This window comes from Haloechinothrix alba (assembly GCF_900188115.1).
In the GTDB taxonomy this organism is placed as follows: Bacteria; Actinomycetota; Actinomycetes; order Mycobacteriales; family Pseudonocardiaceae; genus Haloechinothrix; species Haloechinothrix alba.
On sequence record NZ_FZNW01000040.1, the window covers coordinates 1 to 13608 of the forward strand.

13 protein-coding genes are annotated in these 13608 nt (G+C 63.5%); 12 read left to right on the forward strand and 1 reads right to left on the reverse strand.

What is annotated here, in order from left to right; all coding sequences use genetic code 11:
- Nucleotides 1-273: 273 nt before the first annotated feature.
- Nucleotides 274-873 carry an RNA polymerase sigma factor gene (locus CHB84_RS21380; RefSeq protein WP_089303457.1) on the reverse strand — a complete coding sequence of 200 codons (600 nt, stop codon included), beginning with the start codon at nucleotides 871-873 and terminating at the stop codon, nucleotides 274-276.
- Nucleotides 874-1533: 660 nt separating this feature from the next.
- On the opposite strand from CHB84_RS21380, the gene CHB84_RS21385 reads away from it, so the two are divergent.
- The 12 genes from CHB84_RS21385 (at nucleotide 1534) to CHB84_RS21440 (ending at nucleotide 13607) form a co-directional block, all read left to right on the forward strand.
- Entirely contained in the window at nucleotides 1534-2217 is a 684-nt protein-coding gene (locus CHB84_RS21385; protein WP_141134772.1) for a hypothetical protein, read from the forward strand.
- On the forward strand, nucleotides 2214-3422 hold the full coding sequence (locus CHB84_RS21390; RefSeq protein ID WP_245818888.1) for an MlaE family ABC transporter permease: 1209 nt from the start codon (nucleotides 2214-2216) through the stop codon (nucleotides 3420-3422). Before CHB84_RS21385 ends, CHB84_RS21390 begins: the two co-directional genes overlap by 4 nt.
- Nucleotides 3423-3448: 26 nt before the next feature.
- Nucleotides 3449-4279, forward strand: a complete 831-nt coding sequence (locus CHB84_RS21395; protein WP_245818889.1) for an ABC transporter permease — start codon at nucleotides 3449-3451, stop codon at nucleotides 4277-4279.
- Between the two features lie 72 nt (nucleotides 4280-4351).
- Nucleotides 4352-5140 (forward strand): ABC transporter ATP-binding protein, encoded by a 789-nt coding sequence (locus CHB84_RS21400; RefSeq protein ID WP_245818891.1) that lies wholly within the window; start codon nucleotides 4352-4354, stop codon nucleotides 5138-5140.
- Between the two features lie 25 nt (nucleotides 5141-5165).
- Entirely contained in the window at nucleotides 5166-6368 is a 1203-nt protein-coding gene (locus tag CHB84_RS21405; RefSeq protein ID WP_245818890.1) for an MlaD family protein, read from the forward strand.
- A complete protein-coding gene (locus CHB84_RS21410) occupies nucleotides 6365-7717 on the forward strand; it encodes an MlaD family protein (RefSeq protein ID WP_089303462.1) in 1353 nt (450 codons plus the stop codon). Before CHB84_RS21405 ends, CHB84_RS21410 begins: the two co-directional genes overlap by 4 nt.
- A 14-nt stretch (nucleotides 7718-7731) precedes the next feature.
- Entirely contained in the window at nucleotides 7732-8985 is a 1254-nt protein-coding gene (locus CHB84_RS21415; RefSeq protein WP_176440079.1) for an MlaD family protein, read from the forward strand.
- On the forward strand, nucleotides 8982-10331 hold the full coding sequence (locus CHB84_RS21420; protein ID WP_089303464.1) for an MlaD family protein: 1350 nt from the start codon (nucleotides 8982-8984) through the stop codon (nucleotides 10329-10331). Before CHB84_RS21415 ends, CHB84_RS21420 begins: the two co-directional genes overlap by 4 nt.
- Nucleotides 10328-11581: an MlaD family protein gene (locus tag CHB84_RS21425; RefSeq protein ID WP_089303465.1), complete on the forward strand. Its 1254-nt coding sequence runs from the start codon at nucleotides 10328-10330 to the stop codon at nucleotides 11579-11581. The genes CHB84_RS21420 and CHB84_RS21425 overlap by 4 nt, the downstream gene beginning before the upstream one ends.
- Nucleotides 11581-12888 (forward strand): MlaD family protein, encoded by a 1308-nt coding sequence (locus CHB84_RS21430; RefSeq protein WP_089303466.1) that lies wholly within the window; start codon nucleotides 11581-11583, stop codon nucleotides 12886-12888. The genes CHB84_RS21425 and CHB84_RS21430 overlap by 1 nt, the downstream gene beginning before the upstream one ends.
- Nucleotides 12885-13166, forward strand: coding sequence for a hypothetical protein (locus CHB84_RS21435; RefSeq protein ID WP_089303467.1), 282 nt, complete (start codon nucleotides 12885-12887; stop codon nucleotides 13164-13166). The genes CHB84_RS21430 and CHB84_RS21435 overlap by 4 nt, the downstream gene beginning before the upstream one ends.
- A gap of 6 nt (nucleotides 13167-13172) precedes the next feature.
- The gene (locus CHB84_RS21440; RefSeq protein WP_089303468.1) at nucleotides 13173-13607 is read left to right on the forward strand and encodes a hypothetical protein; all 435 of its coding nucleotides are present in this window, start codon (nucleotides 13173-13175) and stop codon (nucleotides 13605-13607) included.
- The last annotated feature ends 1 nt before the right edge of the window (nucleotide 13608 follow it).

The following is a 13608-nucleotide window of genomic DNA, read 5'->3' on the forward strand; positions in this document are numbered from 1 at the left end:
AGACATCATCGCCCATCCACCCATGATCAAACCAGCAACCCCGCTACCAGCGCAGACACGCCGACAAGATCAAAATAAGCGCGACTGTAGTACTAAGCCGGAGCTGTACGCACCTTGCCTGGAGCTGGCGAGGGCCGTTGGCGAGTATGTCGGCGGGGTACGGCGAGCCGGTCGGCCGACCAAATCGCCGAAACCCCGCAACATCGGGGCGAGCTCGGCGCCGCGCCGCACCTCCAGTCCGTCGGCGCTCGTGCGATCACCTACATGTTCCCTTCAGGTACGGCGCCGACCACGGGGCGAGTTCATCCGTCCTGCGGACTCCAGTCTGCTCCGCTCAACACCAGGTGATCCGCCGGACAGTGCGGCCAGTTTGCATATGGCGCGGTACTGCAGTCCGCGAATCGCGATGTCGGCTCTCTGCATTGCGCTTGCGGTTTCGGCGACCGTTCGCTCTCCGAGGAAGCGGAGACGAAGACACCTCGCTTGGTCTTCGGACAGGGTGTCGATGTGGCGATGGAGTTCCTGCCAGCCCTCGCGTTCCATGACGATGTTGGCCGGGTCCGCGTCGGAATCGGTGTCGTCTCTGACTGATGGCGTCAAGATCTCGAGGCGGTGTGAACGCTTCTTCAGCCGATCGCGGAGCGCGTTCCGCGCTATCGTCACCAGCCACGGACGAACTCCATCGCCTTCGCATCGAAACGATCCGCTCCTCCGGACGGCTCGAAGGAACGTCTCGCTTGTGCAATCGTCGGCGAACTCACGATCCTGAGTCTGCACGAATATGAACCGCCAAATCATCGCAGCGTGCCTGCGGTACCAGTGTCCCGCGTCGAGGACGCAATCGCACGATTCGTCGTGGTACTTGCGCCGCATCGGCACACCTACGTGCGCGCTCCGCTGAACCTGACCCGACGGCGCCGGTTCGGAGTCGGCGGGGCGTGGTGGTCGTTGGTCACGGGAGCTTCTCTCTGACAGAGAGCCAAGCAGCAACACCTCTACCACCGCCTCGCGTCATTGGATCGGAGGCCAAGGATGCGGGTGCTGGAGGCTTCCCCGCATCGGTCGAACCACCCAGCCGGTTACCCGAAGGTCTCGCGCGAGAAGGTCGAAGGACAGTTGGGCCGGCTCGCATCCTCACCAAGGCGAGGACGTTTGAACACGGTTGGCCTCGCTGGGAGCGCCAGCCGTGACCTCGGCCGGGAGCATCTGTTCTCGCGGCACGAGTCCCCTCCGGGTTCGGCGAAGGCGACACCCGATACACCACCGGAGGCGCCCACCCTCCGCTGCAAGTTGATCACAAGGGGCGCCGATGGCTCCCGTTTCGCGCGCTGCGTGCCATTGAGGCGACGGTGAGTGACAACCTCGACGGTCGCGCATCACACGCCCCTTGCCGACCGAGTCATCGGCAGCGGTCCGCGGAAGTGGGTACTGCAGTGGGTAGATCTGCCCTCCCCGGGATCAGATTGCAGTGTGGAGACTCACGCACCAGAGGAGCAGCCCGCTCGTCTGGTCCCTATCCGAGCGATGGCAGGTATGAGTGCAGTAGCTGGTATGCCGCATGCAATCGCGCTGCGTGCAGGTTGCTTGCCTGCGGATGGCCGTGCCGGTCCGCTTAGCCGCGCTCTCTTGGCGGCTAGCGGCACGGCCGAGCTGCTTGTCACCATCATCGGTAACGAGATCCGTCAACTGGCCGGCTGCTGGCAGGCCATGCTGAGGCACAAAAGGATCAAGCTTTCGTCGCTGTACATCGCCAAGATCAACCTGCACCTGTTCAACGACGGGATCGCGGATCTCGTCGATGACATAGGCGCGAGGGTGCTGTTCGCCTCGGCCGGGCTCCGGGAACAGGACGAATCCGTGGTGTCGCTGATGCCGAGCGGTGCGACCCGCTATGCGTTCGAGGGCTCCGTACCGAGCGGGTGCGAATCGTACGAGGCCGCAAGCACTGAAGCGCCGTGCGAGCCGCTGGCCGACTGGCCCGCGGGCGCCCCAATGATATACTCCTTGGTCATCATCGGAAGGCCCGAAGGCATCAAGGTGCCCGTGCCACCGGCGCAGGAGGGTGAGCCGCGAGCGGACATGCCGGTGGCAGTCACCCCGCGGGTGTTCGGTCTTGGCGCTGACGATGCGTACCCGAGCCCTGTACCGCCTGACCACGCGACGCCGCTGTGGTGGTCGGGCATGATCCACACCTGGACAGCACGGTGGTGCGGATGAAGAAGCTCGACGCTGAACAGATTCTGGCGCACATCGAGAAGCACCAGGTGACCATAACTCAGCTCGTGCCGACGATGTTCGTTCGTATGCTGAAGCCCGACAAGGGTGCCCGAGCGACGCTGGCGTCGATCTGGACCAGGAACGCACCGACCACTTCTGGGGCCTTGTCAGCGACCACGTGGCGCATCGCAGAATCGAACTCGTCGAACAGTTTCCCCGCACTCCAACCCGCGAAGATGCCCAAACGGGATATCCGCGATCGGTACGAGACATCCCCCAGCAGCAGGTTGTCAGGTCAGGACGTCGAAGAGGTGTTGAATGTGAGCGCTCAGGATGATCAGCAAACTGCACCTCCTGTGAACTACGTTCCGCTGCTCGGAGGCCCGTACACCGGGGTCGCCTCCAGATCTGTGGGTTATGTTCCGGACTATGCCCGCAAATTTCTCATCGAAGCGGGCGGCATGATCCAGTTGTTGGCCATTATTGTCTGGAGCGCGGTCCGGCGCCCAACCGGATATTGGGGACGCGTTCTGGAGAACATGCACGAGGTCATCAAGACGTCGTGGCTGACAATCGCGCTTGCCGTCTTCGGTTTCCAGGCGGCCGTTTCCATGATCTCCGCTCAGATTGTGGCTATGGTCGGAGCCGGACCGCTGTTCGGACCCTATCTATTCGTTTTCAGCACGACCACATTTACCGTATGGGTCAACTCCATGGTTGTCGCCGGCGTTATTGGAACGGCCCTCACCGCCGAGATTGGTTCACGGAAGGTGCGCGAGGAGTTGGACGCCATGGAGGTCATGGGGATCGATCCTGTGCGGGAACTTGCGATACCGCGCGTTGTCTCTGTCGTCCTAACGACCGTGTTGCTGTCGATCCCGGCTCTAGCTGCGTCGGCGGTTGGCATGCAAGTCGCCGCTGATTTCTTTTTGCACCTCCCTGCATCCGATTTCTACCACACACTATATACAGGAACTGGTCCGATCAACATCGGCAGCTACCTAGTGAACAATGCCTTGATAGGTCTGCTGATAGGTACTGTGTGCTGTTACAAGGGGTTCGCGGCCGCTGGCGGGGCTATGGGACTCGGTAAGGCGGTAAACAACGCAGTCGTGATCTGCTTCTTGGGTGTTTTCGTTCTGCAACTTGCCTATCAAACAGTCATGTTGGGCTTCTTTCCGAACGCGTTGGGAACGCTACGATGAGGAATACACAGACAGAGTCGATTGATGTGACTGACGGACCAGTGAGCAAGTCAAACGTCATGGAAGGCACAAAAGCTGGCCCTTTGGCAAGAGCAGTCGAGAGCGTCGGCCGAGTGGTAGGGTTCTCGGTTGAAGTTATTAGGGACCTTCCGGTCGCCTTGCGGCTGTACCCATCCGAGGTATTTCGACGTTCGGGCGTGTTGATCGCGCAGAACGCAGTTGTCGTCCTTTTCATGGTCTTCATGTATGGCCTCTTGGTCGGTCTTGCGCTGCACGCTATCACGTCGACCATCGGTATTGGTTCATATGTCGCCGCTCCCCACACGATCGGCAACTTGCGCGGTGTCCTCGAAACTGTTTTTGGGTGGATTTTCGCGGCGAAGGTTGGATGCGGGATCGTCGCCGAAATGGGTGCAATGCGCATCAATGACGAGATCGATGCAATGGAAGTGATGGGAATACAAAGCATTGGGTACCTTGCTGGAACCAGGGTCTTGGCCGCGCTGTTCGTGTTGCCTTTTCTTTGGACAATTGCACTGGTTGTCGAATTCACGGGCGGGTACTTGTTCAATGTGATGATAGCCGAAACGGTGTCAGCCGGCGGATTCGTGGAAGTATTCTTCCTGGTTCAGAATGCTAGAGACTTCATCGCCTCGGTCGGCTGGGCGACGCTGGTTGGGGTTGTCGTCACGCTGGTTTCGTGCTATTATGGTTACAACGTTCGCGGCGGTCCAGTAAATGTTGGCAGGAATACAGCTAAGGCGATGTTGGTCAACCTCGTGGCGATCAGCGTGATCATGATGCTGTTAGTGCAGCTGCTTTACGGTAACGATCCGAACACGCCGATGGCGAACTGAGAACGTCTAGCGACGGAGTTTTCGATGCCTAGTATTGACTCATATACAATATCCGATGGTACCGTGACGGGTATGCTCGACCCCGCTGGCCTTGCGAACCAAAATGGGCACACCGTCGAACTGCACGAGGTATGGAAGAGTTTCGACGGGTCGGAGTCGGTATTGAGCGGCGTGACAGTGGGCTTCGCCGAAAACGCCATTACTACAGTTCTTGGTCCGTCTGGAACCGGTAAGAGCGTGTTGCTGAAGCACATTGTGGGGTTGCTCGAGCCGGACGCGGGCACGGTAAGCGTGTTTGGGCAGAACATCTGGGACGTCAGCAAGCAGGAACGGTACGAACTGCGGAAGCGGTTCGGCGTGTTGTTCCAGGATGGTGCGCTGTTCGGATCGATGAACCTGTATGACAATGTCGCGTTTCCACTCCGAAAACACACGGATAAGCGGGAGTCAGAGATCCGGAAGATTGTGATGGCCCACCTCAAGGAAGTCGGGCTGGAACAAGCGACGGACAAGGCACCGAACGAGCTCTCGGGTGGGATGCGCAAGCGCGCAGGTTACGCTCGCGCCCTCGTCCTGCGCCCGGACGTTGTTCTGTTTGATGAACCGGACTCGGGTCTTGATCCGGTGCGTACGAAACTTCTCTGCCAGTTGATCAGTGAGATGCACCGCGAGCACGGGGGAACCTACATCGTGATCACCCACGATATCGCGAGCGCACACACGCTGAGCGACTATATTGGACTGCTCTGGCGAGGAAAGTTGGTGCACTACGGGAAAGCCGAGGGAGCTTTCGCATCCGAAGACCCGTTTGTGCGTCAGTTCCTCAGCGGAGATGCCGCCGGTCCACTCGGGATGGACTGACATGCGCCGCCGTTGGATTGCTGTCGTGACGACAGTTGCGCTACTGCTCGCCGCCGGTGCCGGTTTGGTCGCGTTCGGGGCGAAGAGCTACGAGGTGCAGGTTTTGATGCCCACCGCGGACGGCACATTTGTCGGCGGCCAGGTGGTGCTGCGGGGCCAGGAGGTTGGGGAGATCACAGAGCTTGGGACCCAGGGGGACAAGGCTCTCATCACCGCAACCGTCGATGAAGAACATGCTCCGCTGCCTGCCGGCACTACGGCACGGGTCAGCTGGGAGTCGCTGCTCGGGACACGGGTGCTGGAACTCCTGCCGGGACAGCAGAAGAACCCAGCATTGCGGTCGGGCTCGATGATCGAGTCGAACATCGAGCGCGTGGAACTCGATGACGTCCTCGCGATGCTGGACGAGCCGACCAGGGACCGAGTGCAGGGCTTGGTCAAGCAACTGAACCAGACCTTGCAGGGTCGCGAGAAGGAGGTCGGAGACACGCTGAATACAGCGGGACCGGCGGTCCAGGCGGTCGGTGAAGTGATGCGCGCAGTCGGTGAGGACGGGCCAGCGATCCGCAATCTGGTCAAACGGCTTCATGCGATGACCAGTGAACTTGCGCCGCGCCGCAGCGAGCTGGAGCAGACCGTGCAGAACCTCGGGCGGCTGACCTCGGCCACCGCCGGCAAACAAGAGCAGCTACGGACCGCGCTCGCCGAGCTACCGTCCACCGTGCGGGAAGCCACCACTACGCTCGACCGGGTTCCACGAACGGTGGATGCCACCGTTCCACTACTACGTGACCTGCGGCCGGCCGCCGAGCGGCTTCCCAGCGTCGCGAGGAACCTCAGTCCTGTGCTGGCTGAGCTGCGGCCGACCCTGGGCGACCTCAAGCCGACCCTGGCCTCCGCCAACTCCCTGCTGCGGTACACGCCAGGTCTGCTCGACGCTACCCACGCGACCTTGCCTGGTGTCGACGACGCAGTGACCACTCTGCAGCCCGCGGTGGCGTTTCTCCGTCCATACGCCCCGGAACTTACCGGCTGGCTGACCAACTGGGCCTCCGTCTTCGCAAACCAAAACAGCAGCGGAAACATCGGCCGAATACTGGTCAGCCTGTCGGGCACGAGCCTGAATAACGGCGTACTACCTCCGGGCATGAAGCAGGATCCAGAGCCCGCGCCAGGCTCGATCGCCGGGCAGCCGTGGGTCGACGCGAACGGGGACGGAATGCGATGAGAAGAACGTTGATGCTGCGCGTCGGTGTTGTGCTCGCCGCTGTGGTGGGAGTGACGGGAGCCGCTGTCACAGTGGCTGGGTCGCAGCAGCCTGCCGAGCCAACCGTGATCGGTTACTTCGCCGATGCGAGCCCGCTCGACCGCGGGTCAATGGTACGGGCGGCCGGAGTCGAGGTCGGTAGCGTGCAAGACATCTCGCTGCAGGGCGGAAAGGCACGGGTCACGATGGAAGTGAACCCGGCTGTGCTGCCGCTGCACCGCGACGCGAAGCTGACTATCCGCCCCGTCAACCTGCTCGGCGAGCGCTATATCGAGCTGGACGCGGGCTCGCCGTCGAAACCGTATATGCGCGAGGCCGTCGTGCCAATGAAACGCACCGACTCCTCCGTGGACCTGCAGGATATGTTCAACACGTTCGACGACCCCACCTCGACGGCACTCGCCGCGCTGGTCACGTCCCTGGGCGAGGGGATGCAGGATTCAGGGGCCGAAGCCGCCGCTGCGGTCAAGGCGCTGGCCCCGGCCATGGGTCGTACGGCAGACCTAGGGGGGATGCTGCGGGAGCAGAACTCGGTGCTCAACCAACTGGTCGACCGGGTCCGGCCGGTCGCCCAAGCGTTCGCGGCCAAGGACGGCAAGACCCTGGATCGACTTGTCGCCAGCACCGAACGCACCCTCTCCACGCTCGCGGCGAACCAGCAGGCGCTGGACACAACATTGGCCGAACTGCCCACAACGTTGACCGAGGCCAGGCGCACGCTGCGGGAACTGGCAGGCGTGTCCGACGCATTGGCACCGACGCTGAAATCTGTCCGACCGGTCACCGACAACCTGACCGAGATCACGGCCGAGCTGCACCGATTCGCCGACACCGCCGACCCGGCGCTCGCGTCGCTGCCCCCGGTGCTCGACCGTGCCGATACGTTGCTTAAGCAAGCTGCCCCCACGGTCGAGCGGCTACGCAATGCGGGGCCCGACCTGCGAGCTACAGCAAAAAGCCTGCGCCCGCTAGGCGACCAGCTGCTCGACAAACATCTCGGCGACCTGATGGCGTTCGTGAAGAAGTGGGCGCTGTCGACCAACAGTCGAGACGCGTTGGGCCACTACTTCCGCGCCGTCGCGTGGGTGACGCCGGAGACTTTACAAGACTTGGCATCGGGGATCCTTCCTGCATCGCCGAGCAACAGCGACAGCGGCAAGCCACTCGCTCCGGACATCCGGGTACCCGGCCCGAAGGACCTACCCGATGTCGTTCCCCAAGACCTGCGCGACTCCGATCCCGGCAACGCAACGGGTCTCAGCAAGAAGCAGGAACAGTCCCTGCTCGATCAGCTCTTGGGAGGGGCGTAGCCATGCCACGTCCAGTGCATCGCGACCAGGCGCGCAAGTTCCTCATTGGCGTGGTCACCCTCGCTGTGATCGGTCTCGTGAGCTATGTCGGTGCCACTGTGCAGGGCGGCGGCGAGATACCGGGAAGGCCATACACCTATGTCAAGGCCGCCTTCGAGGACGTGGGTATGCTCCAGCCACGGCAAAACGTGGTGCAGAACGGCGTCCGCATCGGTGAAGTGCACTCCGTTGCCTACGAAGACGGGCACGCGATCGTAACGATGCGCCTGGAAGGACAACGATCGGTCTACCGTGACGCACGTGCGCAGGTCGGCTATCAAGCAGCGGTCGGAAAGAAGCATGTGCAGTTCGACCCGGGCACCCGCTCGGCCGGTCCCCTCAGCGACACTGCCATACCACTGTCACAGACGAGCGCCTCACCCGAGCTGGACGAGGCCCTGTCGGCGTTGGACAAGCAGACTCGGGAGGCGCTTGGCTCCAGTCTGGTGGAGCTCGGTGGCGGCCTGGGCGGACACAGCAACGATCTGCGCGATGCGATCCGCGCGGCCCCCGGGATGCTCAAAGACGCCGGCGACATCAGCGGTGCGCTGACCAGTGAACAGGCCGATCTGCCCTCCCTGCTGCACGCGGCGAACCAGCTGGCAGGCCGGTTCACAGGCCACGAACAGGAGCTGAGCCGCCTCGTCAAGCAAGTGGACACCACGTTGCGCGCGATCAACGTGGACGGAGCGCGGCCGCTGGCCGACACGGTGCAGGCTCTGCCTGCCACGCTGCGACAGGCCCGCCAGGGCCTGAAGTCCCTGAACGGTCCGCTATCCGACGTGCGATCTGCGGCGACAACCATCAGGCCCGGCGCGCAAGCGCTGGGGGCAGCCACCGAGGACTTGCGCGGCTTCTTGCGTGATGCCGTCGTTCCGCTGGGCAAGGTGCCGCGTGTGAGTGACCAGGCCAACCCTGCCGTGGAGGACCTGACGCGCACTGTCGACGACGCCAGACCATTGGTTCCGCGCCTGACAAGGACGCTGGCCTATTCCCGCGCCCTGCTGCACGACCTCGCGCCGTACGCGCCCGATATTGGCCGTTTCTTCAGCGAGCACGATCTGCTCAGCGGCCAGATCGCTCCGGACAAGCACTACTTCGGCTTCATGATCGCGGCGCCAGGGTTGTACAGCGCTAGCGTCCCGGACCCGAGGGCCGACCGGGTTCCCTATCCGAAGCCAGGTGGCGGCGCATGGCGGGACCACGGATCGACAGGAGGTGGCCGGTGAAACCGACGAAGAATCGGCCGACTGGCAAGCTGCCGGTGCTGCGTTCACGCTGGCGAACACCGTTGGGTATCGGCATCGTGTTTCTCGCATTGGCCGTGATCGTGTTATTGGCGGCCGTGTTCAAGGGGTCACTCGTGACGCTCCTTCGATCGGGCGAGACGATCACTGCGGAGTTCAGCCGGAACTACCAGCTTCATCCGGCTGACACGGCTGTGAAGGTCGCAGGCCTCGAAGAGGGAGTGGTCACCGGTGTCGAGGAGACCGATCAAGGCACAGTCAAGGTGAGCATGAAGGTGGATGAATCCGCGCTGGATGCTCTCGGCCCGAAACCGAGCGCCATTGTCACGCCTAACACGCTTCTTGGCGGCGCCTATTCGGTTGAACTCAGGCGCGGCGGGGGGACAGGAAGGTTCGAGGGCGACTTCATTCCGCGCGCCCGTACCCAGACACCGACCGAACTGGATCGGATCCTCGAATCCCTGCCGCAGCCGACCCGTGAGAGTGCACGGAGCGTGGTGAAACAGCTCGACGAGACCCTGGCCAGCGGCGGAACAGATGCGTTGCGCGATCTGGTCGCCGACGCACCGCAGACACTGCGGCCGGCAGGCGATGTGCTCAAGGCGGCGCAAGGCAGGCGGCCGGGAGTTGACCTGCCCCGGATCGTGTCCAACTTTCACACCGCCGCTGACGTCCTCAGCAGACACCAGGGGCAGCTTGGCGACATCGTGACATCACTGCGTGACACCACCGCCGTGTTGGCCGAGCGGAGCCAGCCGCTGGCGGCCGGAATCGCCTCGTTGCCGGCAACGCTACGCGATACTCGTACCGGATTGATCGATCTTCGCGGGGCCCTGGATAAGCTAAACGCAACCGCGGATTCGTTCCGCCCAACGGCTCGGGAGCTGGAACCACTGCTGGGGCAACTCGATCCGGTGTTGCGGCAGGCACGCCCGCTGCTGCGGGACCTGCGGCCCCTACTGCGTGACGCCCGCCCACTGGTCGAGCAGTTGGTGCCGGTAACTCAGCGCGGCACGGCGGTACTCAACGATGTGCGTGGACCGGTGCTGCAGCGGGTCAACGGTCCGATCGCGAGCACCGTGATGAACACCTGGCACGGTACCGGTCCATACAAGAACAGCGGCCGAGGCATGCAGGCCGACCACAAGTTCTACGAGGAGCTGGGGTACTTGGCGGCCAACGTGGCCCGTGCGTCGATGGTCCAGGATGCGCAAGGAAGCTTGATCAGTTTCCAGGCCGGTGCGAACACCGAATCGCTACCCGGAATCCCGCTCACCATGCCGAACCTCGTCGAGCAGATGAAGAAATACGCGGGAGGTAGCCGATGAAAAGCGTCCTGCGCGTGTTGGAGCGCGTTCGCAACGTCCCTGGCCTCGGGCGCTACGTAATCGCACTCGCGATCGTTGTCGCTCTCGGACTCGCCGCGACCGGATACGCCTTCAGCAGATACGGCTGGGACCTCCCGTGGCAGGATTCCAACCTCGTGGCAGCGGAGTTCGAGAAGGCGCCCTCGATTCGACCGGAGAGCCGCCATGAGGTGCGTATCGCCGGGGTCAGAGTCGGCACGATCGTATCCGCTGAGCCGCAACCCAACGGCAACGCCCGTGTGGTCATGTCGCTCGATCCTGGACACAAGATCTACACCAATGCGCGAGCGGTACTGCGCACCAAAGCGCCCGTCGACATCATGTACGTGGCGTTGGACCCTGGAGGTCCCCCTGGTAAGCCGTTGTCAGACGACGGCGCGATTCCGGTGTCGCAGACGAAGCGGTTGAGAGAACCATGGGAGACCCTCAATAAGCTGGATGAACGCGCCCAAAGCGCGCTGACTTCGCTTATCAACCAGGCCGACGCCGCACTGGCCGGCGCCCCACAACACCTCCCGAAGGGGCTTCGCGCCACGGACGCCACCATGGCTACATTTCGCCCGGTGGTCGAACAGCTGCAGACTCGACGGGAGAACATCGCGCAGCTAGTCACGTCGCTGGCGCAGATTTCCGCGGCGGTGGGGCAGGACGACCAGCGACTCGCGCGGTTGACCTCCGCCTTGCAGCAGGCACTGCACGTGCTGGCAAACCGGGACGACGAGTTGAGCGCCACGCTTGCGCAGGTGCCCGGGCTCACCAAGGACTTGAGGCACGCGATGACCGGAACCAGCACATTGACAAAACAACTCAGCCCGACTCTGGACGCGCTGCACGCGTCGTCCGAAGAGCTCCCGCCCGCACTGTCGCGCTTGAGCCAGACGGTCAAGGCGGCCGGCAAGGTCGTGGAGGATGCAGCCCCTGTGGTTGAAAAGGCAAAGCCGGTTGTGGCGGACCTCCGCCCCTTGGCCAGCGACATCAATGGCGCGTTGGGTGAACTCAAGCCGGTGACAGGGCACCTGCCTTCAGCCACCAAGCGCATCGTGCCGTGGATGGAGGACCTCGCCGCCTTCGTATACCAGACGTCGTCGGCCGCCAGCCTCGCCGACAAGAACGGTGGTCTCGCTCGATCGAACATCGATTTCGACCTCCTCGACCAGGCAGATGGAGCCATACCTGACACCGCCAGGGCCGGAAGGAAGGCAGGGAACTGATGAACGCGGTGCGAGTCTCCCGACCACTGGTCCGCCAGCTGATCACGGTGTTCGCTGCGGTGGCCGTGTTCGCTGGCGGCTCGCTCTTCTTCTGGAACCAGGTGGGCGGTCCGATGCCGGACATCGTCCACGACGATCCCTATCGCGTTTCCTTCCAGAGCGCCGACGTCGAGAACCTGAAGGAAGGGAGCGATGTGGAGATCGCGGGGGTGGTGGTCGGCCAGGTCGCCGATGTGACGCTCGCAGGTGACAGCGCCAGAGTGACGCTGAACCTGTCTGCAGAGGCAGCTCCAGTGCACAAGGGCGTCACCGTTCGCGTCGGCCTCAAGTCGATCGTGTCGCAATCGTACGTCGAAGTCATTGACGGCGACGGGGCTGCCATCGCGGACGGTGCCGCCCTGCCCGCGTCGGCCGTGAAACCGAGCGTGGACATCAACGACCTGCTCTCGACTCTCGATCCCGAGACGCGCGATGCGCTGCGCGGTACCGTCCGTTCCCTCGGCACGGCCACCGACGGCACATCCGAGGACCTCAGCAAGTTGATGACAGGACTCGGCAAGCTGGGGCGGGAGGGTCACACCGCACTCGACGCGATCGCGGCCCAGTCCGACGACCTCAAGGCCCTAACACGTGAAGCGACAACCCTGCTCGAAGCGCTGGACACCGGGCGCGGTCAGATCGCCGATGTGGTGCAGGACGCCCGTACCCTGACCGATGCCACCGCTGGACAGCGGTCAGCGCTCGAGGACACCGTGCGGCGCATGCCAGAACTGCTGGCGTCGGCCAACACGGCCACCGGCAAGCTGGGCGAGCTATCCGGTTCGCTCGCCCCGGTCGCGGCCGACCTTGAGACCGCCGCGCCGGACCTGAGCACGGCGCTGTCCCAGCTGCCGGCCGTGACCAACGACCTGCGTGGTCTGCTGCCCGCACTGGATGGCACTCTGGACACCGCGCCGGCCACTCTCAAGCGAGTACCCACATTCGGGCACGACCTTCGGCAGCTGATCCCGGACGCAGAAATGACGCTGCGGGACGTCAACCCGATGCTGGCGTATCTCAAGCCCTATGGCCGGGACGTCGGAGCGATGTTCGCCAGCTTCGGGGCGGCGCTGGACCTGCAGCTTGACAACGGGATTCGCCCGCTCCGGATGGCGCCGATCTTCAACTCGAACGCCATCCGAGGAAACCCGCTTTCGACCAAGGCGGATCCGCTCACCTGGACGAACCCATATCCGGCTCCCGGTCAGGTGGGCAACCCGCAACCGTACCGGGGCGAGTACCCACGCGTGGAGCGCGCACCGAAATGATGCGGCGAACGCTGCGCTGGCCACACCGCCACCCCGGATGGCGTCAATGGGCGCCGCCATCTGGGAAGCGGGCCGGGGCCGCTGCGGCGTTCACGGTACTGATCGCGCTGGTCGTCGGTGGCCTGGCCCAGCTCCGCATCGACACCGGGGTCGGTTCGTTGCTGCCCGCAGACGATCCCACCTATCGAGCAGTGGAAACCAAGGCGCGCTCGTTCGGCGGCGACCCAATCGTGGTGCTGCTGGAGTCTGACAACCCGCGCGGGTTGCTGCTGGAATAGAAGAAGTTGGCTCAGCTGCTGGGCCTGGAGGGTCAGCTGGCACGGTTGCCGGATGTGGCGGCGACCTACGGGCCGGCCACGGTGCTCAACCAGACGGCCAAGGGGGCGCAAAACCTGCTGGTGCGGATCAGCGGCCGCCGGGACATGGTACGCAACCTCGCCGAGCAACGTGCGAAGCAGCGCGGCTCGAGCGAGGCGGCGGCGAATGCGGCAGGCGATGCGGCGATGGCCAAGTTCGACCGCCGCTACGGTTCGCTGCTGGTGCGTGGAATGCCTGCGGGATTGCCGACCCTCCGCAACTCCCGGTTCGTGGCCACGGTGCTCTATGACAAGCAGGGCGAGCCTCATACTACAGTCGCACTTATTGCGGAGCTTGTCGTGCGGCGTAGTGGCATCGTCGGGCGCGTTGCTGGTGTCTGCGGCGCCATTTCGAGCGGGTGAG